This window comes from Kribbella orskensis (assembly GCF_004342085.1).
Classification (GTDB): Bacteria; Actinomycetota; Actinomycetes; order Propionibacteriales; family Kribbellaceae; genus Kribbella; species Kribbella orskensis.
In genome coordinates, this window is sequence record NZ_SLWM01000003.1 from 63,671 (window position 1) to 82,423 (window position 18,753).

Annotated in this window: 25 protein-coding genes; 3 read left to right on the plus strand and 22 right to left on the minus strand. The window is 68.1% G+C overall.

Annotated features, from left to right (window positions below; all coding sequences use genetic code 11):
* Positions 1-28: 28 nt before the first annotated feature.
* The 6 genes from EV644_RS09110 to EV644_RS09135 form a co-directional block, all read right to left on the minus strand.
* Positions 29-1,402, minus strand: a complete 1,374-nt coding sequence (locus EV644_RS09110; RefSeq protein ID WP_132190158.1) for a tyrosine-type recombinase/integrase — start codon at positions 1,400-1,402, stop codon at positions 29-31.
* Complete coding sequence (locus EV644_RS09115; RefSeq protein WP_132190157.1) at positions 1,402-1,599, minus strand: helix-turn-helix transcriptional regulator; 198 nt, start codon at positions 1,597-1,599, stop codon at positions 1,402-1,404. The genes EV644_RS09110 and EV644_RS09115 overlap by 1 nt, the downstream gene beginning before the upstream one ends.
* Positions 1,600-1,738: 139 nt before the next feature.
* Entirely contained in the window at positions 1,739-2,740 is a 1,002-nt protein-coding gene (locus EV644_RS09120) for an AAA family ATPase (RefSeq protein WP_132190156.1), read from the minus strand.
* Positions 2,740-3,534 carry a deazapurine DNA modification protein DpdA family protein gene (locus EV644_RS09125; protein WP_132190155.1) on the minus strand — a complete coding sequence of 265 codons (795 nt, stop codon included), beginning with the start codon at positions 3,532-3,534 and terminating at the stop codon, positions 2,740-2,742. The genes EV644_RS09120 and EV644_RS09125 overlap by 1 nt, the downstream gene beginning before the upstream one ends.
* Entirely contained in the window at positions 3,534-5,102 is a 1,569-nt protein-coding gene (locus tag EV644_RS09130) for a DNA cytosine methyltransferase (RefSeq protein ID WP_199239710.1), read from the minus strand. The genes EV644_RS09125 and EV644_RS09130 overlap by 1 nt, the downstream gene beginning before the upstream one ends.
* A gap of 11 nt (positions 5,103-5,113) precedes the next feature.
* Positions 5,114-6,013 carry a bifunctional DNA primase/polymerase gene (locus EV644_RS09135; RefSeq protein ID WP_132190153.1) on the minus strand — a complete coding sequence of 300 codons (900 nt, stop codon included), beginning with the start codon at positions 6,011-6,013 and terminating at the stop codon, positions 5,114-5,116.
* Positions 6,014-6,114: 101 nt separating this feature from the next.
* Here EV644_RS09135 and EV644_RS09140 point away from each other — a divergent pair, with 101 nt between their 5' ends.
* Positions 6,115-6,783: a hypothetical protein gene (locus tag EV644_RS09140; protein ID WP_132190152.1), complete on the plus strand. Its 669-nt coding sequence runs from the start codon at positions 6,115-6,117 to the stop codon at positions 6,781-6,783.
* Positions 6,784-6,983: 200 nt separating this feature from the next.
* Here the strand turns inward: EV644_RS09140 and EV644_RS09145 are convergent, their stop codons facing one another.
* The 14 genes from EV644_RS09145 to EV644_RS09205 form a co-directional block, all read right to left on the minus strand.
* Positions 6,984-7,490 (minus strand): single-stranded DNA-binding protein, encoded by a 507-nt coding sequence (locus EV644_RS09145; protein ID WP_132190151.1) that lies wholly within the window; start codon positions 7,488-7,490, stop codon positions 6,984-6,986.
* A 5-nt stretch (positions 7,491-7,495) separates the two neighbouring features.
* Entirely contained in the window at positions 7,496-7,690 is a 195-nt protein-coding gene (locus EV644_RS09150) for a hypothetical protein (RefSeq protein WP_132190150.1), read from the minus strand.
* On the minus strand, positions 7,678-7,851 hold the full coding sequence (locus EV644_RS44430; RefSeq protein ID WP_158292772.1) for a hypothetical protein: 174 nt from the start codon (positions 7,849-7,851) through the stop codon (positions 7,678-7,680). The genes EV644_RS09150 and EV644_RS44430 overlap by 13 nt, the downstream gene beginning before the upstream one ends.
* 20 nt (positions 7,852-7,871) lie before the next feature.
* A complete protein-coding gene (locus tag EV644_RS09155; RefSeq protein ID WP_199239711.1) occupies positions 7,872-8,144 on the minus strand; it encodes a hypothetical protein in 273 nt (90 codons plus the stop codon).
* Positions 8,141-9,214 (minus strand): hypothetical protein, encoded by a 1,074-nt coding sequence (locus tag EV644_RS09160; protein ID WP_132190149.1) that lies wholly within the window; start codon positions 9,212-9,214, stop codon positions 8,141-8,143. Before EV644_RS09160 ends, EV644_RS09155 begins: the two co-directional genes overlap by 4 nt.
* Before the next feature lie 283 nt (positions 9,215-9,497).
* A complete protein-coding gene (locus EV644_RS09165) occupies positions 9,498-11,834 on the minus strand; it encodes an FtsK/SpoIIIE domain-containing protein (RefSeq protein ID WP_132190148.1) in 2,337 nt (778 codons plus the stop codon).
* On the minus strand, positions 11,834-12,826 hold the full coding sequence (locus tag EV644_RS46190) for a hypothetical protein (RefSeq protein WP_241998480.1): 993 nt from the start codon (positions 12,824-12,826) through the stop codon (positions 11,834-11,836). The genes EV644_RS09165 and EV644_RS46190 overlap by 1 nt, the downstream gene beginning before the upstream one ends.
* The gene (locus tag EV644_RS09175; protein ID WP_132190147.1) at positions 12,823-13,194 is read right to left on the minus strand and encodes a hypothetical protein; all 372 of its coding nucleotides are present in this window, start codon (positions 13,192-13,194) and stop codon (positions 12,823-12,825) included. The genes EV644_RS46190 and EV644_RS09175 overlap by 4 nt, the downstream gene beginning before the upstream one ends.
* A complete protein-coding gene (locus EV644_RS09180) occupies positions 13,194-13,433 on the minus strand; it encodes a hypothetical protein (RefSeq protein ID WP_132190146.1) in 240 nt (79 codons plus the stop codon). The genes EV644_RS09175 and EV644_RS09180 overlap by 1 nt, the downstream gene beginning before the upstream one ends.
* A 25-nt stretch (positions 13,434-13,458) precedes the next feature.
* Positions 13,459-13,938, minus strand: a complete 480-nt coding sequence (locus EV644_RS09185) for a hypothetical protein (protein ID WP_132190145.1) — start codon at positions 13,936-13,938, stop codon at positions 13,459-13,461.
* Positions 13,935-14,288 carry a hypothetical protein gene (locus EV644_RS09190; protein ID WP_199239712.1) on the minus strand — a complete coding sequence of 118 codons (354 nt, stop codon included), beginning with the start codon at positions 14,286-14,288 and terminating at the stop codon, positions 13,935-13,937. Before EV644_RS09190 ends, EV644_RS09185 begins: the two co-directional genes overlap by 4 nt.
* Positions 14,285-14,566 (minus strand): hypothetical protein, encoded by a 282-nt coding sequence (locus EV644_RS09195; protein WP_132190144.1) that lies wholly within the window; start codon positions 14,564-14,566, stop codon positions 14,285-14,287. Before EV644_RS09195 ends, EV644_RS09190 begins: the two co-directional genes overlap by 4 nt.
* Complete coding sequence (locus EV644_RS09200; protein WP_132190143.1) at positions 14,566-14,886, minus strand: hypothetical protein; 321 nt, start codon at positions 14,884-14,886, stop codon at positions 14,566-14,568. The genes EV644_RS09195 and EV644_RS09200 overlap by 1 nt, the downstream gene beginning before the upstream one ends.
* The gene (locus EV644_RS09205) at positions 14,883-15,104 is read right to left on the minus strand and encodes a hypothetical protein (RefSeq protein WP_132190142.1); all 222 of its coding nucleotides are present in this window, start codon (positions 15,102-15,104) and stop codon (positions 14,883-14,885) included. The genes EV644_RS09200 and EV644_RS09205 overlap by 4 nt, the downstream gene beginning before the upstream one ends.
* A gap of 149 nt (positions 15,105-15,253) precedes the next feature.
* Here EV644_RS09205 and EV644_RS09210 point away from each other — a divergent pair, with 149 nt between their 5' ends.
* Together EV644_RS09210 and EV644_RS09215 are read left to right on the plus strand one after the other, a co-directional pair.
* A complete protein-coding gene (locus tag EV644_RS09210; RefSeq protein ID WP_199239713.1) occupies positions 15,254-16,141 on the plus strand; it encodes a sigma-70 RNA polymerase sigma factor region 4 domain-containing protein in 888 nt (295 codons plus the stop codon).
* A complete protein-coding gene (locus tag EV644_RS09215; RefSeq protein WP_132190141.1) occupies positions 16,138-16,959 on the plus strand; it encodes a hypothetical protein in 822 nt (273 codons plus the stop codon). The genes EV644_RS09210 and EV644_RS09215 overlap by 4 nt, the downstream gene beginning before the upstream one ends.
* A 579-nt stretch (positions 16,960-17,538) precedes the next feature.
* Here EV644_RS09215 and EV644_RS09220 read toward each other — a convergent pair.
* Together EV644_RS09220 and EV644_RS09225 are read right to left on the minus strand one after the other, a co-directional pair.
* Complete coding sequence (locus tag EV644_RS09220) at positions 17,539-17,922, minus strand: hypothetical protein (RefSeq protein ID WP_132190140.1); 384 nt, start codon at positions 17,920-17,922, stop codon at positions 17,539-17,541.
* 96 nt (positions 17,923-18,018) lie between these two features.
* Positions 18,019-18,687 carry a hypothetical protein gene (locus EV644_RS09225; protein WP_132190139.1) on the minus strand — a complete coding sequence of 223 codons (669 nt, stop codon included), beginning with the start codon at positions 18,685-18,687 and terminating at the stop codon, positions 18,019-18,021.
* Positions 18,688-18,753: the final 66 nt, after the last annotated feature.

Below are 18,753 nucleotides of genomic sequence, written 5' to 3' on the forward strand. Positions count from 1 at the left end.
CCGCCTTTGCAGGTCAGGGACTAGGGAACTACTCGCCCCGAAGCTTCGCCTCGATCCGGTCCATCGCCTGGTCCTCCTCACCGTCTAGGCACTTCGCGTAGACCCGCATCAGGACTTCGAGCGAGTGCCCCGCCCAGTCGGCGACGCGCTGCGGATCAACCCCGCTGGCCAACCAGGTGGACACCGCGGCGTGTCGAAGGTCGTACGGGCGTTCTGCGAGTCGTGAGGTTCGGGCCACTTCCTCACCGAAGGCTGCGGCCCGTGCGGCCTTCCACATCGCCTGGTACGTCTTGCCCGGCAGGGTTCCGCCTCGCTGACCCCAGAACATCAACCCTTCCTTGGTCGTGCCGAATCGGTTGAGGTGGTCGTGAAGGATCTCGGTCAGCTCTGGTGGGCATGGAGCCCACCGGCCGGCGCCCTCCTCGCGGTGCTTCAGTCCTCGCTGGTCGCGGTTCTCTCCACTGTCGGTCCAGGCGCTGCCCGCGAACGGATTCGACCCCGTGAGGTACAGCTTCCCGCGTCCCTCGTCCGGGATGTGCAGGTTGGACTTGGTCAGGTCAACCGCCTCCCCGGGACGCAGTGCCGAGTAGTACATAGAGGCGAAGAACGCCACCATCCGTGGCCCACTGCCTGGTAGCTCACCCACAGCCGTCAGCAGCGCTTTGGCCTGCTGTGGATTCGGCACCGTCGCCGGGTCCACAACGTCGGCGTTGTGGACCTTCGGTCGTGCCCACTTGATGGTCGTGATCGGGTTCACCGCGAGGTGCTTCTTCTCAACGGCGAACTCGCACAGATTCCACAGCACAGCTCTCCGGCGGGCCGTGTAGGTGACCGATGCGGCCTTGCCGTCCAGCTTGCTTCCGACCGCGTCCAGAACGGCGCGGATGGTGTCGGGCTTGGCAAGATCTGCGAGCGGTTTGCTACTTGCAGCGGCCCACTTCAGGAGTGCCCGTACGTCGTCGGGAGCCGATTCGCGCTGAGCACTGTTGAACGCCCACCTGTGTAGCGCCTTCCGTAGTGCCTTGGCGTCTGCACCTGTCTTGCGCCCCTTCAGCATCACGGGGGTGACAGCTACCAGGGCGTCGGCGATGCTGCGACGGCTGTTCGCCGCCGCTCGCGGCCACTTCATGTCCACGTACTCACAGGCGAAGTCGTAGAACGTCACCTTGTTCAGCGCACGGGCTTCGGAGATCGGCCGCCCGGTGTCGGTGTAGAACGCCTCGCCGCGGCCGACCGCGCTGACCAGCTTGGACCGCTCGTTCTTGGCGAGAGTCTTGTTCGAGCGCGTCAGGCTGAACGGCTCCTTCGCAACCCTCCAACGAACGGTGTAACTCTTCTTGCCCTTGGCAAGCTTGTTGACCTGTAGCTCTTCGGAGATCCGCACATCAAACGTCGTTTCCATCAGGCGGCCTCCTCCAGGCTGTCGAGCCAGCGCTCCAGTTCGTGGCGTCGGACGCGGATCTGCCCGTTCGGGAGCTTGATGCACGGCGGCGCGATGCCCTTGGTGCGCCACTCGTAAAAGGTCGATTTCGAGATGCGCAGTTCGGCACACAGTTCGGGGATCGTCAGGCGGTCCTGGGGACGGATCGGCGTGGTCATCGGTGCATCTCCTTCACAGGCAATGGATCAGAGGCGGCGGGGACAGCGGGGACAGGCGCGATTCGGGCTGTCCCGCTGATTCGTGGGTGTTCTGCGCAGGTCGGTGCATTGCGGGGACAGCGGGGACAGCGGGGACAGGTCATGGAGCGACCCCTGTCCCCGGTTCGGGTGGCGCGGCGTACCGGCCGTCGCCGACGCTGACGAGCTGGCCGCGCTGGGCCATCCGGGAACAGGTGCGCTTGGTGTTGTCGTAGCCGAGTCGGGTGGCGTCCGCGATCTCGCGCGGAGTCGCACCTTGGTGTCCCCGGACGTACCGCAGGATGGTCGCGCTGGTGCTATGCACGGTGTGCTCGACCGCCGGTCCTTCGAGCAGGGACCAGGTGCCGGTGGGCTGGTCGAACTTCAGGGCGCGTTCGGCTTCTTCCACGTCACGGCCAGTGGTCTTCAGTACGGCGTCGGCCTCGTGCCGCGAGCGGGACAGGACGTGGATGGTGTCGGCGGCACCGGCGATGCCGTTGGTTCCGGACAGTTCCTCCAGGAAGTCGTCGGCGGCCATCTTGCGGGTGTGGTGAACCAGCACGACGGCGATGCCGTATTCGTCGGCGATGGCCTTGGCGAGTCCGGCGGCGCGGTAGTCATCGCTGTAGGCGTTCGATCCGGCGGCCTGGCCACGGACCTTGGCGAACACGTCGATGACGACCATCCGGGCGTCGGGGTGGGCGTCGAGCCAGGCGCGAATCATGTCCGCTCCCCCGGCGGGCAGGTTGGGGCATGCGGTGGGCAGGTACAGCGCGGCCGGCGCGGGGGCGCCGTTGAGCACCTTGAGGATGCGGCCTTGCAGGCGGCGCGGGTTGTCTTCCAGTGCCAGGTAGAGCACCGGGCCGGCTGCGCAGTCAATCGCGTGCAGTGCCCGGTACCCGCCCGCCACGGCGACCGCCCAGCCGAGCGCGAGCCATGACTTGCCGACCTTCGGCGCCCCCGCGAGCACCGAGAGTCCTTCGGGGACCAGGCCGGTGATGGCCCAGTTCGGTTCGGGGAAGTCGTGATGTACGAGCCGGTCGGCGGTCCAGGCGTCGGCGAACGGGTGCAGCACGCGCACGTTGTCGCCGTACTGGCCGGGGTCGAGTGGGTTGGCGGTCATCAGGCAGCGGCCTCTCGGTCGAACAGCGACAAGGGCTCGTGAGTGGGGATGGAAGCGATCACGGTGGCGCGCCAAGCGAGCGCGTACCGCGCACAGTTCGAGCAGGTGACGTGGGTGCAGCCGGGCAGTGGCGGTTCGTAGCGAGCGGCGATCGACCAGGCCATGGAGTCGGCCGACGCGAGACGCTGGCCGTAGCGGCGCAGGCCGAGAATCTTGATGCCGAACCCGTGCAGGCGAGCGACGCCAACCGAGCGGAGCGCGTCCACGATGTCGGCGGCTTCACCCGTGGCCTGGCGGCGGCAGACCGATCCAAGGCCGACCACCGGTGCTGCCGTGAGGTCAACACCGGCGGCGGCGTACATCTCGACGCAGGCTAGGTAGTCGCCGACCTGCCAGCCCTGGATGACAGGAACGAATGGCAGGTCAGGCGCCAATGCGCGCAGGGTCAGGTAGTTGTCGACGGTGCGGCGCTGGTGTTCGGCGATCGTCAGCCTGGTTTTGGTGGTTATCCACGGTTCGCACATCCAGTCCTGAGGTGCGGCCCAGGCCAACTGGCCGATCTCGTCGCGGTAGCGGCGGACCGCTGCCACGTACGCGGCCGGTGTGGGTCCGTGGTCCCAACTGCCGTGGGTGTCCAGTTCGGTGAACCCACCGGAGTCCAGTGCCCAGCGGGAGGCTGCGCGGGGCAGACTTCGGTACCTGCGCAATCGCCGGTCGGACACGAACAGCGGCACCGGCGACCATGCCAGCCACCCCGGCTCGTGCGTGCCCAGGAAGAACTCCACGGTGGTCATCAGGCGGCCACCGCCTGCCCAGCGGCGAGGTCGTCGGTGTCGCCGACGTCATGGCCGAGTGCTTCGGCGGTGGCGGCGATCAGGTCGCGAGCGGCGGGTGGGGTGACGGCGTTGCCGAGTTGGCGGACGCGTTCACGTTTGTTGCCGAGCACGACGTAGCCGGGGGTGAATGCCATCCCGGCGGCGATCTCGTGCGGCTCCAGCATCCGGAACAGGCAGTCCTCGACGGCCGGGGTCTCGTACTCGAGCAGCGACTGATGCCCCGCGGTCGTCAACGTGCGCAGCGGTTCACCGACCGGCGTGGACATCTCAGCGCCATCACCGTTGCTGGTGTTGTTGCGCATCACCAGGGCGTAGCGGTCGCGGGTGGTGAAGGTGCCGTGCGGGTCGTCGGTGCTGCGGGCGGTCGCGTTGCCGTAGTAGGGCATCAGCAGACCGTGGTGGTTGCCTGCGGCGGCGAACGTGTCGAACACCTGCCCGGTGGTCTTGGCGGTGTTGTTGGCGCACAGCGGAATCACCAGCGCTTCGGACTCGGTCGCGGTCCGGGTCCGCATCACCTCGGTGACCGGAGTGCCGGTGTCGTTCCAGGTGCCTCCGGCAGGGACCAGGAGGGCGTTCTCGTTGCGGGTCGTCTGGGTGCGCAGTACGGCGGTGACGGGTATGGCCTGCTTGCCGTCGCGGCCTTCCATCGGCACCACCAACGGCGCGGCGATCCGGGCCTGCCGATCGAGCGCGGCGACGATCCGGGCCATGGTCTTGGGCGCGAGCGGGCGCGCCTTGTCGCCGATCCGCTCACCAGTCAGGGACCAGTCGATCGCGGACGCAGCAGGCAGCCAGCCCGGCTCCACCACTTGGTTGCGGCAGGCCACGTTCGGGCAGCGCCACACGTACTGCGCGCGGTAGCGGCCCCACGCCTTGTCGGGCTTCTTCCACGCCTGCATCGCCCGCACGAACTCGTCACAGCCGGGGCAGTACGCCATGGGCCGGGTCCACCGGTTCAGGTCCGGGCACCGGGTCTTCTTCGCGTGCGCGACGACGTACATGCGGTCCCTGGACTGCGGGGCGGGCATGCCGCCGGCCTGGGCGTGCATCGAGTTCAGGTAGACGATGTGCAGGCAGTAGCCGAGCGCGTCGAACCCGGCCCGCCACGACGGCCACAGCACCCACTTGGCCGCGTCTACGACGTTCTCCACGATCACCACGGGGTAGCGGTGGTGCTCGGTGAACCGCAGCACGTCCCACATCGTCGCCCGCGACCGTTCGGCGGCCTCGTCGGGCAGGGTCTCGCCGAACAGGTCCGGGGTGTTGTCGATGTTGCGTTTGCGGCCCTTGGCCTGGGAGTGGTTCGTGCACTCCGGGGAGAACCAGGCGCCATCGGTGCGCGGGTAGCGGCGCGGATCGACCTGCGACAGGTCGGCACAGTCGTGATCGGTCGCCGGGTGGTTGGTGTTGTGCGTCTGGACGGCCAGCCGCCAATGGTTGGCGGCCATCCGCACGGTGACGCCGGGGACCTGGATCGCGCCGGTGCTCGATCCCCCGGCCCCGCAGAACAGGTCGGTCCAACTCATCGCGAAACTCATCAGGCGGCTACCTTCCGGGGTCGCTTCGCACCGGCGTGCAGGCCGGACGTGATCGTCTTGTGGGCTTGGGTTTCGCTGTGCGGCTCGGGGCACGTCGCGGCCAGCCGCCGTTCGGCGTCCAGCAGCGCGCCGAGCACCTCGGCTTCGGTGAGCGCGCCTCCGGCGACGAGGCGGCCCAAGTTCTGCGCGGCCATGAACAGCGCGCTGTTGTGCTCACCCGCAGCGGCGGTGACAACGTGGCGGCACTCGTCCGTGATGGCCTTGTCCAGGTAGGCCGATCGGCGGCCGGTGTGCAGCTGCACGGGCCGCGCCCGCGCGGGTGTCACGGCCGGGGCGGTGAGGCGTTCGGTGAGCCACCCGGGAAGCGGCGCTGGGGGTACGTCGTGGACCAAGGTGTAACGGTTGCCTGCGACAACCGACCCGGCGGCCACGACGTACCCGCCGGCCGCACGGGTATCGACCAGCCACCCCAGCCCGCGGCCCCGGGTACCGCCGGTGTTGCGCACCTCCACACCGGCCGGGGCGGCGAAGTACAGGTGGAAACCGCCGCGCCCGGTCTGGACCGTGAACGTGTCGGACGGGAACGGCTGCCCGGCGTCGGCGCACAGCTCGGCGAACACGTCGCAGCCATCGGTGATCCCGGGCCGCTGCCACGCGGTGGGCGCGGTCTGGCCGGGTTTGGGCTGGTCCAGGTCGATCACGACCAGGCGGGCCGGTCCGCACGCGATCGCGACACCGTGGCGGGCGTGCCCGGGCCAGTTCCACCATCGGGTCAGCCGGACTTCGTCGGTGGTCGCGGAGGACTCCCAAGCCTCGATCGCGGGCACCTTCGAGCCGGGGCACAGCGGGAACACCGGCCAGCCGCGCCTTGCGGTCTGCAAGGCCTCGTTCAGCCTCATCGTGAGCCGTCCAGCGTGTTCGACGGACACCCCGCCAGAGCCCTCTGACATCTGCTATCGCATCGGTCTAAGGACCGGTAATGTCCAGTCAGGGGGTACCAATGACTGATCCCGATCCGGCGGCTAAAGCCAACACCGATCCACCCAAGCCGACGCCTGACAGAACTGCGGTCTGGGTTGAACTGATAAAGGGCGGGGTCGCTATCGTTGTAGCAGCCCTCAGCTTCTTTGGTGGCCTGGTGGTAGGTAAGGGGCAGACCGACAACGGCCAGGCGAGTGCAGTGACCGCCACCGTGACTGTGACCCCTTCGCCTACTGCGAACTCGTCGCCGACTGCGAAGCCTTCGCCTACTGCAAGGCCGCCCGTCGAACGAACCATGAACCGACCCAAGGCAGACGAACTCGTCCCGGTCTGCAACACGGTGTACGGCGCCATCCCCGATCTGCCGTCGGACAAGACCGTGGTGATAGCAAACGAGGAGAACGGAGACGGCGAGATCTTCTTCGAAGGTGCGGTCGACCTCGCCACCACACCGAAGACGTGGCGCGCCCTCGTCCATCTCGGCAACGACAAGGATCCAGGACGCTCGAAGACCCTTTACTACGACCTGTGGGTTGTCGTCATGGACAGATCTGCTGTCGAATCCATCCTCGCAAAGACCGGGCGCAGGCAATGGAAGAGCACGGTGTTCCCGCCGAACGCCGACCCTGGCGATCCAGTTCGCGTGAAGGGGAATGGAAAGCTCGGCATCTGCAAGCTTGGTGGCTGACCGCCTACCGCATCGCGCGCCGATCCATGGCTCGGACCTAGATGCGCAAGGAAGCACAAAGAACTGATGACGGTTGATGACGTAAGAGGCCAACGCAATCACAATTCCTCCAAAGGAGATCGGGCACACGCACGAGTCGGGTGGTGTCCGGTGGCCGGGCCGTTAGGTGTGCGCAGCCCGGCCACCGGGGTTGAAGGGGGTTAGAAGGGCGGTTCCTCCATGCCCTGCCTGGTCCACGGATCACCGCCGCCGGCCGTGCTGTTCGCGGCCGTGCCCGCGGTGACGGGCTCGCGGTTGGCGCTGGCCCACGGGTCGTCGGGGTTGCCGCTGGTCTTGGCAGCGCGGGTGGCCTTGGTGACCTTGGCGGTGGCGAACGTCAGCGACGGGCCGATCTCGTCAACCTCCAGGTCGATCGAGGACCGCTTGTCGCCTTCGGGCGTCTCCCAGTTCGACTGCCGCAACCGCCCGGTCGCGATCACCCGCTGGCCACGCTGGAGGGATTCGGCGACGTTCTCGGCGACCTGCCGCCACGCGGTCGCCCGCAGGAACAGCGTGTCTCCGTCCACGTACTCGCCCGCGGCCTTGTCGAAGCGGCGCGGCGTCGAGGCGATCGAGAACCGGGCCAGCGCGGCACCGGACGGGGTGAACCGCAGTTCAGGGTCGTCGGTCAGGTTGCCGACAATGGTGATGATCGTTTCGTTGCTCATGGCTCCTACTTGCCTTCCGTGTTGTCGGTGGTGGTGTGGTTGCGCAGTTCGAGGTAGACGCGGACACCGAACGAGCCGCGGTTGGGGTAGGACCGGTCGGCCCCGGCCACGTCGAACTCGGCGCGCAGGTGATCGACCAGGCGGGCGATGTCGTCGGGCTCGCCGGACAGCCGGACCTTGATGGCCATCAGCGGTGCCACCAGCGCACCCGCCGGGCGGCCTTCTCGAACCGGCGACGGGCCTTGACCGCGTCGCGGGTTTCGTTGTTGTCGGAGTAGCGGTTCAGGTCGGCCAGCGCCTCGTTGTATTCCTCGCGCGGGCTGAGCTTGTTCTTGCTGGTCTTGGTTTTCGCCACAGTCATGGCTCCTTTCGGGTGGTGGGTCAGATGGCGTTGCGTTTGGTGCGTTCGGCGTGGTTCCACAGGCGCCTGCCGATCCGCAGGCGGCGGCCGGTGCCTTTGCAGCGGGGGCAGTCGCGCCAGGCTTTGCCGTTGGGGGCGTGCAGCCGACCGAGTCCCTTGCAGCGCCCGCAGGCCCGGAACGGCCAGATCCGGCAGGTGAGCAGGTAGCCACCGCCGAACACCACCGCCGCGGTGATCAGCAGCAGCGCACCTCCGGCGGTGACCAGGGCCACCAGCACACTCATCGCCGTCATCGGCGGCCTCCACGCGTGTTGGCGGCGTCGCCAGTCAGCCAGCCGTTCCGGGCGCGGGTCCGGGTGAGCCGGATGCAGTCGGCGCGGAACGCATGCGGGTTGGCGTCGTACACCTGGATCCGCAGGTAGCGGGGTTCGGTGTCGGCGCCGAGCTCGGCGAGCCAGCCCTGCCCCGGGCGGTGGCGCCGGTCCGGGTGCGGGTCAACCCCGGACTGGCGCGCCAGGGCGCCGAGTACCTGGTCGGCGTGATCGGGGTTGTCCAGTCCGAGCGCGACCCGGTGCCGGAAGGCAGGCAGCAGATCGGCCGGGAGGTAGGGCAGGTAGGCGGAGTCGGCGCCGAGCAGGACGGTCACGCCCAGGCCGTGACCGCGGCGGGCGACCCGGGTCAGCATCGTGGTGAACGCCGTCCCATCGTCCTCGCTGAGCGCCCAGCGGATCGCATGCCCGATCACCACGACGTGCGGGTGCAGGTCGGCAGTGTCGGAATCGACCCGGTCGGAGTGGATGCCCGCGGCGGCCCACACCCGTTGCGGTACGGCGTGGATGTCGCGCAGGTCGGTCAGCACCGGAGCGGGCTGTCCGGTGGCGCGGCGGATCGCGGGTTCGGCGGCGGCCAGTTCACGGTTCAGGTCGTCCAGTCGGCGCCGCCGGCGGCGGATCAGGTCGGCCAGGTCGCGCAGGTCGTTGGTGGCGGTGTGGATGGTGGCGCCGCCGTGGGAGGTGTCGATGTAGCGGTGGGCCAGGCCGCGCAGCGCGACCAGATCACCGAGCACGTTCGGGTCGTAGACGTGCAGCCGGGTGCCCGGGAACCGGGCGTGGCCGAGCGCAAGGGTCCGCAGCGCGGTCAGCACATGGGTGCGGGGGTCTCCGGCGATCAGCACCGACGCGCCGCGCGGCATCGACACCGGCTGCCCGGCCGCGTCGATCCCGAGCGGCACCCCAATCTCGCCGGGCAGCGGCGCCGCGGTCGGCAGCGCAGGCAGGCGCAGGGCGAACCCCTTCGGCGACTGCGGAGAGTCGCCGTTGAGGCGTTGGAGGAGGGCCTTGAGGGTGGTGGTGAGAGTGCGCACGAGCGGGCTCCTGTGGCCGTGTGTGGGGCGTTGTGGGGTTGGGTTAGCACTAGCGGCCGTGAAGGGGGTCAAGGGGGCTCCTGGGGCCTGTTTTGGCCGTTTTTGGCATGAGTCGGCTGACCCGTTAGACCTGATGTCTTCGCAGGTCACGGGCTAGATGCGGTTGCTAGCGGTGGTGCTAGGTCTAGCGGGGCCAGGTGCTAGGAAGTCTGGAGATTGCCTGGCCCCGCTAGGCCCGTGCGGCGGCTAGCCGCGGGATGGAGTTGTCAGGGTCTTGGCGGGGTCAGGCGCTCTCCTCCTCCCCCATCTCTCCGTCACTGTCGGTGACAGGCTTGGTGGTCTTCTTGGCCTGGCCGGCGGCGCGGCGGGCCTTGTCGAGGTCGGCGCGGGTGAAGCCGCGCCGGTTCGCGCCCTTGCCGGTCGCGTCGGTGAGCCAGACCTGTCCGGTGGTGATGCCGTGCGGCTTGAGCGCGTTGGACAGGCCGGTGGCGTCCCAGCCGCGGTACACGTCCGGGCGCAGGTCGGCCAGGCGGTCGCAGATGGTCTCGGACCAGACCTTGTCCGCTCCCGGGGCGAGGACGGCGGCGATGTCGTCCAGCAGCGAGTACCGCGGCCCGGTCGCGGTCTGCGGGGTCTCGCCGGTGGCCTGCCCGGACAGGGTCCCGGCCTTCTCGCGCAGCTGGTGGGCGCGCTTGCCGATCGCCTCGGCGGCGGGACCGTCGATGTAGTAGGAGCGGACGGTCTGGTGGGAGTCGCCGTGACCGAGCAGGATGCCGATGCCCTTGTCCTTGGCCTTGAACTCGGTGGCCCGGATGCCGGCCTTGTAAGTGGAGGTCCCGAGCACCATGTCGTTGGCGGTCTGGTCCATCACCCGCAGGCAGAACCGGATGCCCATGTTCGAGGAGATCGCGGTCGGCAGGGACTTGCTGTCGGGCTTCTGGGTGGCCAGGACCAAGATGATGCCCAGGGCGGGACCGCGCTTGATGATCTTCTCGCACAGTTCGGCCGCCTCGGCCCCGAACTCGTCGGACTTGAACAGCTCCTGGCACTCATCGATCATCAGCAGGATCGGGAACAGTCCCAGTGACTTGTTGGCCGCCAGTTCCGGGGTGACCTTGTTCTCCGGGCACTTGTCCTTGGGGAGGGACTTGATCACCTTCGCGCGGCGGGACAGCTCGACGTTGGCGATCTCGCGCAGTCCCGCCATGGTGGCTTCCAGGTCCTCGGTCTCGGCGGGACCGGAGTGGTACCGGTGGCAGCTGTCTTCGATCGAGGCCAGGTCGCCGGTGCCCTTGAGCTCGTACACGTACAGGCGCACCAGCGGGTCCAGCGCGGCGGCCAGGGCGATCACCCGCAGCGCGAACGTCTTGCCGTAGCGCGGCATCGCGCCGATCAGCATGTTGGCGAACATCAGCAGCAGCGACACCGTGCGGCCCCGCTGGTCAGTCGCGAACGCGAACGGCTCGAACAGGTCGGCCTTGCCCTTGCGGGCCAGCGGCCAGGCAGCGGCCCGGGACTGGGCCATGTCCTTGTCGCCCACCCACAGCACCAGGCGGCCCTCGTGCTGGTTCGGGTCCGGCTCGGGCCACACGCAGCCCAGCGGCCGGCGCAGCGCTGAGGCGAGCGCGGAACGCTTCTCCATGATGTCGTTCGCGGTCACGCCGTGCGGCAGATCGATGTCGGCGCGCCAGCCGGGACCCTCGCGGGTGATCGGCGCCGGGAACGTGATCCCGCGACCGGACTTCACGGCGTTGTTCAGCAGCGAGTTGTTCAGGCTGCCCAGTGCCCGGATGATCATGTCGCTGGTGAGTTCCGGGACCTTGCCGGAGACCACGGCGCGACCGAACAGCGGCGTGTCCTCGGTCCCACCCCGGACCCCGAGCCAGGACGCGGCACCGACCGCGAGCAGGACCGCGACCGGGACCGGAGCGGCGAACACCACCACCGCCAGTCCCGCCAGGACCGGGACCGCGAGCACACCCGAGATCGCCAGCCGGGCCTTCTGCCGCTCGGCGGTCTTCTGGGCCAGCTTCATGTGCTCGACCGCGTCGGCCTTGCGGACCGCCTCGGCGCGCAGCGGCCGGGTCTCGGCGTCGGTCACCCAGCGGGTGTAATCGCGCAGCACCCGGGCGCCGCCGCGCGGGACCCGCACCGCGACCCGGCCCGCGTACAGCGGCGTGCGCACGGCGTGGAACTTCGCCTTGTGCTTGGCCATGTCGCCCACCCACCGCACCGCGGCCTTGCGGGTCGCGGCGTCGCTGACCCACAACGGGATCGGTGCCCGACGCTCATCCGTGCGGTCCCACGGGAACAGGCCCGGGACCGACCCCGGCACCGGGTCCACCGGCACCGGCCGAACCTCGGCGCCCTCCTCGTCGTCCTCGTCGGGGTCGACGTCGTAGTCGGCCGGCGCGACCGACTCCGCAGCCGGAGCCGGCCGGGCAATCACGTCCTGCACCCGCGGGCGGCTGTCGTCGGCGTCGGTCGCGTCCGCGTCGGTCCGGACGGGCTCGCGGTGCAGCGGGACCACCTCACCCATGCCGATGGGGTCGTTGTCGTCGTCGGGCCGCTGGTCGCGGTCGGAGTCCTGGTCGTCGTTCTTGCGGCCGATGAAGCGCATCAGGCGGCCTCTCCTTCGATCTCGTTCGTGCCGGTCGTGCCGGGGGTGTCGGTGGTCGCGGCCGGTGTGATGTCGGCCGCCACCGCATGGCTGCCAGGAATGTCGGGGGTTTCGGTCTTCCAGTCGCGCGCCCACCGGCGGCCCAGTGACGGGTCAACCTCGGCGACTCGGGCCAGCTCGCCGCCGGTCGGCTCACGGCCCGCTGCGATCTCGGCATCCCAGTGCGCCCGGGCCTTCTCCTTGCCGGTGGTCTTGCCGCCGCGCTTGCCCGCCGGGCGGGCCGGGGCCTTGCGTGCGGGCCGCTTCCGGGCCGGTGCGGCCGGGGTCGTGCCGGTGGCCGGTTCGGTCGCCGGTTCGGCGGTCGGCTGGTGCGACTCGAGTACGGACGTCGGCTCCGGCGCGGTCGGCTCGGTCAGCGGCAGCGCGGTCGGGTTGGCCTCGGCGGCGGCGCGCTCGGCGCGCATGACCGCTTCGGTGAGCCGGTCACGCAGCACCGGGGCGGTTTCGGCCGCGCAGAACACCAGCAGCGGCGGCACCGAGTGCAGCACGATCCCGGCCAGATCCCGGTGGCCGAACGACGCCCACGTGTTCATCACGTACGTCGCGGCGAACGCGAACCGCTTCGTACGGCTCAGCCACTTCGTCGAGTCCTCGACCTGGTACCGGGCGGTGATCTGCTCGGCGCGCAGCACCGCGATCAACACCAGCGACACCATCGGGTCCAGCAGCCAGGCCGCGAACCACGCGAGCGACCACAGCGCGGCGTCCTGAGCGGCGAACGCCTGGACGTTGACCATCGTGAAGGCCAGCCCGAGCACGATCCCGGCCCACATGCACCGGTCCACCTGCGTACGGATCGACTCGACCCGCAGTGCGATCACGTCTGGGTGCGTGGACAGCGTCCGCACCTGCGACGCCTGCGCTGCGGACTCGCGCAGCTTGTCCACACCGGACGACTTCACGTTGCCGGGGGCAACCAGTGCCCTGCTCATCGCTGGCCCTCCTCGTCGTCGTCGTTGTCGGTCCGGTAGCCCTGCCAGGCGATCGCCTCCTGCGCGCGGCCGAACAGCCACGCCATGTCGTTGGCGTGGTCAGCGGCCTTGTTCAGCGCCTCGTCGGCCAGCTCGACACTGGCCGCCGGGTCGCGGTTGTCGTCGTACACGTCGTGCGTGGTCAGCGACGACCTCAGACCGGCGTCGATCTGGTCGGCCAGCTGCGACAGCGCGACACCCAGGGAGCGCAGGTTGCCGAGCAGGCTGTAGGCCAGCGGCGCCGGGATGGTGCGGTAGGTGCCGTGGTTCAGGGCACGGATCGCCTCGTAGGCGTCGGCGGCGTGCTTGATCAGGCTCTGGTCGTTCATCAGGCAGCGTCCTCGAAGTCGGTGCGGTCACAGGTCTGGTTGGCGCCGTCGCGGGCCGGGAGGATCGCCATCACCGGCACCGGGGCGCAGGACTCGCAGATCGCGAACACCACGCCGGCCACGTCCATCCGCCGCCGGGTCCGCCGCAGCGCGCACGCCTCGCACAGGCGGTCGGTGCCCTCGGCAACCCGCAGCACTAGATCGCGCGGTGCGGTGGTGTTGTAGCGCTTGCGGTTCATCAGCGGTCTCCAGTCAGGGGAGTCGTCAGGCCGCGTCGGCGGTCGTTGCGCCGGTTGCCCAGTCGTCTTTGAGGTTGGCGGCGGGCCGCTCGGGGCGGATCTCACTGGGGTGCTTGATGAACCGGCCCGCGACGATGCCGACCACGGGCGGCTCGGTCGCCAGGAACGCCTTGCAGCGCTCGAACACCGGGCACGCGGTGCGGCATAGCTGCGCGGCGCGGAACACGTCTTCTCGCGTCACCGCGCCCACGGTCGGGTCGGCGTCCCAGGTCGCCGGGTCGGTCAGGCACGGCACGGTCACGCCGTCGTCGTAGGCGGCCCGGATCCCCGCATGCAGGTTCCGCTCAGCCTGCGCCTGGTCGCGGGTGTAGGCCGGTCCGGGCAGCCCGGCGTCGTCCAGCGACCCGAACTCGTGCCGCATCGCGGCCTTGGTCGTCTCGTCGTCGGCCAACGGAACCGACGTGATCGGCGCGACGACGACGGCCCTCTGGGTCGAGGTGGTCATGCGGCTTCGCCTCCGATCAGGTCGAACAGGTCCAGCTGGTCGGCGCGGGCGGCGGCGGCCTGCTCGGCGGCGTTGGTCGCGGCCCGCTTGATCGCGGACTGGCACCCCGCGCACAGGGCCACGAGCTCGGCACCGGTGACCGCAGCGCGCAGGGAAACGGTCGGGTCGGCAGCCACCACCGCAAGCGTGTGAGCCGAACCGTGCGCGACACCGCAGCGCCCGGCGGTCTTCGCGTGGGTCTTGCCGCACTGCCCGGTGCACTCGCACACCCACCCGGCGGCGGCCATCGCCGTCTGCCACATCTCGGCACCGACCATCGGCGGCCGGAACGGCTCGAACGCGCCACTCATGCCGCCCCACCTCCCGGCCGCACGAACGCCAGCACCCGTGCGCCGGCGGCAACCTTCGTTGTGCGGTACGCGGCCAGGTCGATCACCGGCGCCAGCAGCACAGTCGGGTCGGGGTGGTTGATGGTCATGTGGTGGGCGGCGGCGTTCTGCGCGGCCTCCCACGTGGACTCACGACTCGTGCACGGCCACACCGCGGGCGAGCACAGACACGTCCACTCCCAGCAGCCCTCAGCGGCCTTGCGGACCCGGCACGGCCGGTCGATACGCAGCCCGGCCATCACGCCGCCTCCCGCCGGTAGCCGTTGCTCTCGCGGCCCTGCTCGATCGCCTCGCGCAGCACCGGCGTCATATCGGCCTGCTTCCAGCGCATCGAATCCCACACGTCAACGGCCTCGTCACGGACCACCGCCGACGGGCCCGGCATCGAGCCGAACCGCTCCAGACGGCGTTGCGACTCCAGCCACGCGGCCACGTCCAAGCGGTAACGACGCGAACCGAAGGCGCCCTTGCGGACCTCCCAGCCCCGCGCACGGTGGGAGGCATCCGACGCGGCATACAGCGCGTCCATCACGCGGCCCCAGACCACCCGGGCGGTCACCGGCCACCACCGCTGAACAGCGCGGCGCCGAGCTTGCCGATCGTGGTCCGCGTGCCGTTCGTGAAGTCCTGCGACGGCTCCGACAACAGACCACCACTGTTCGCGATCGTGATGCCCAGCATCAGGGCGATCACTGCGACCAGGCCAGCAACGAAGTTCTTCCAACACATCAGGATCAGCGCCGCCAGAAGCACCAACCCGAAGATCGCCAGTTCCATGCGTCCTCCTTCGGCCAATACCCCTTGACAGGAATCCCAAGGGGGCTTGAGTGAAGACCATAGACCCCTTGAGAGATCGACGCAAGAGGGGTTGATGATCGACAGGGCGTAAGGGGGCTAGACTTCGCCGGGAGAGAGAAGGGGACTACATGACTGACGGGACGAAGACGGATGCAGGACCCGCCGACCTTGCAGAGCTCGTCAAAGCGACCGTTCAGCAGGTGCGGGATATCAGGGACCCCAGCGAACGAGCGCGGGCTGCACAAGTTTCCGTCAACGCAGCCCAGAGCGCCGTCACCGAGTTGGGCGCGCTACGGCGCGACGCGATGACAGCGATGCTGGACGCCGGCCTTACGCAAGCAGACATCGCGCGAGCGCTCGACCTGACGCCCGAACGGGTCCGCCAGCTTATGGCCGGCGGGCCGCGACCTGCCCGGGCCGTACTTGGAACCGCTGGCAAACTTACGGTCGCTATCGGCGGAAAGCACGAGGCTGAAAAGCCTAATCCAGTCGCGTCAGTTGAGGCATTCGCGGCCTATGAACGGCTGGCAGAGGTGGCACGAGCACTCGGACTGGACTGCGGACACGAGGTTGTTCCGCCGCCAGGCCTAGTCGATCTCAACCGCGGCAATCTTGTCGTGCTTGGGTCGCCCGCGCGCGTTCCATTTCTGACTCAAATCCTGCCATCGGACCCGACATACGGCATAGAGCTTGACGACGAGGGGTGGTTCGTGCACGACAAGTCGAACGACCAGAAGATTTACTCGCCTTCAGATGCTGGTAAGCCGACGGATTACGGCTATGTCGGACGTCTACCGCGGCCGGATGGCGCTGGGACTTTCCTTTATATCGCGGGCCTCCATGCTCCCGGAACCCTCGGAGCCGCTTACTGGTTGGCAGACAACATTGATTTGGTCTATCGCGAAACCCGAGGCAAACGGTGGTCGGCATTAATCAGCGTCGACTACGACAAGAATCGTCGCCCGATCGCTACCAGTCAACTCGCACCGATCGTGCGGCACGAAGGCACAAAATGATTACCGCAGCACACTCTGAGCCGGGGTCGTCTGTCAAGCCTGATGAAGACTGGTTTGGCGTGGCCAACTGGGACGAGCCTGCGCCAATCGTGGTGCTAGATGGCGGAACTGCCCGTACCGAGACCGGCTGCATTCACGGCGTCTCGTGGTACTCCAAGCACCTAGGTACTGAACTGCTAGCGCTGCTGCAGACAAGACCAAATGAATCATTGAGGAGCATCCTCGCTCGCGGAATCGCCGCCGTAGCGGAACTACATCGCGACACCTGCGACCTAAATCATCCAGGCACACCTTCCGCCGCAGTAGCCATAGTCCGTCCAGCGGGCCAGCAACTGTGGGAATACGCGATTCTGGGCGATGTCACGGTAGTACTAGACACCCTCGACGGACTGATAGCCACTGCGGACAACCGCATTTCAGAGTCGGCAAAACGAGAGCGCATTGAGGCTGACCGCTGGCCCATTGGCTCTGCAGAAAAAGAGTCCGCAATGATCGCGATGAAGCACGTCGAACTAGCCGCGCGGAATCGCGATTATTGGATCGCGGCGGCCGATGCACGCGCCGCAGACCATGCATTGATTGGCAAAGCAACAGGTGTGACCCGGATCGCAATTCTTACCGATGGCGCGGCCCGTGCCAACTCATTCGGACTCATGACCTGGTCAGAGATACTAGAGACAATGGAGCGGGCCGGACCGACTCATGTCGTTGAGCAGGTCCGCGCCGCCGAGGATTCCGATCCGACCGGCCAGAGATGGGCGCGCAACAAGAAAAGCGACGATGCTACCGTTGTCTACCTGAGCCAAATCGGAGGCTGATTCTAGTGAACCAACAGAGCGGTCTTGATTCCCGCCGCGTTGATCTACACCGTATGCTCGCCAATTCATTCGAGGAACATGGTGCACGATGTGACCACCGCGAAGAAGCTGCCTGCGCCATATGCTTGGCCGACATTGCTCTTGATGCAATCCGGCACTATTTTGAGGACTTTGTAGAGCAACCTGCTATCGACGCCACCGCCTCGAACGCACGTGCAGTACTGAAGGCGCACATCTTGGGCTGAATCCCTGTGGGCACCGATCGCATCCGCACATTCGGGAGCCGATCGCGGCCTGTGGATAACTCCAGCGCGCGATGCTCGGTTGCCTGCATCCTGGTGTGGCGACCCCGGACAAGGTCACGATGCTCAGCACCCGTCACGCGCCGCTCGATAGCCGGCTACGGGGGTTCCGCGAGTCTCGCAGACCATCCGGGGTCGCATTGCAACTAGAGAGCATGAACGCCAAATCCGCCCTCCCACTCTGCCCCTCAAGTGCCCTGACAGCCATCCGGCGGGGGGCCTACGAGGGGAGGCACCTCCTACCGCCCCGCCGTCCCTGTCGCTCGCTGAAGGCGAGCTACGACCATTCCTCGCGCCAGTCTGGGTGATTGCGCCATGCGATCGAGAGGGCCTGAATGATCCAGCGGACCGCGGCCAGATCGGGAGAGTCGGCGTCCCTCATCTCGCCGTACCGGGCGAGGACCGAGCGAATCGCAGCGCACTGCTGGCGGATGTCCCGCGCGTAGCGCACCATCGCCGCCCCCAGTGGCTGGCTGCGGTACTCGGCAGCCTCAGTCGCCACCTGCGTCTCCCATTGACTCACGCGTGCGCAGACGAAGCCGAGCTGCGCATCCCCCCTGGCCGGGGGCAACGGCGGCCAGGGCTTCGGAAAGGTCTGCTCTATCCACGACTTCGGCTGGCCCAGCGCCCGCCGCACGTCGCCGATCCCCTTGCTCGTCATGATCACATTGGAACACATGTTCGATCAGCGACCCAGCCCGCGCACCCCACGAGCCGGACACCATACGCCAGTGCAACCCCGGTCTGACGACTGTGGCTAGACCGGGTCGCCCCGATCGGCGTCGCCCATCCCGTGGAGGTACTGCAAGAACTCTTCGCCGAAGGTGGTCAAGCCGTGGACGTAGTCAACCGACCGGTCCCACGACGTTTCAGCGTCCAGCAGACTGAGGTTTGCCAAGGTCTTCAGTAGCGGGGACGGGTATTTGCGACCAGTGTCAAGGATTCGTTGGTTGATCTCCCGCTCTGCACCTGCGGCGGCCGGCGGCCTCTCTCCCGAGGTCTCGACTTCCTTCTGCACTCGGTGGACATCCTCTAGGCAGCGGACATGCGGCGCTTCGATCTGCGACAACACGTCGGTCAGCAGGATGGCCTCATCGATCATGGCGTCGTCCAGCACAGCCTGAGCGACAACGGCACCAAGCATGCGGCGCTTGGCCTCAAGCCCCGAGCTAGCGGCGGCGGCCAATGCGGTCCCGAACACCGCGTCCAGACTCTCGGATTCACTTAGCCGCGCCTCGAGTTGCTCCACTGTGACCCGCTCGGTGATCTCTGCGAGCGCCTGGCCCATGCGATGCGCGCGGCGCTTGTGGAACCCGTCATAGATGGTCATCAATGAAGCCGAAGCGCTGGGGATGGGGACGGCTTCGATCGCCGCCCTCGTGAGAATGTCCGGGATGCTCGGCGGCAGCTTGTCTTCTGGCGTCACATCATCAGGGTGCCAGGTTTCCGTAAGGCCCAGCATGAGGCGGGGCGCATGCGTCGGGAAGCTGTC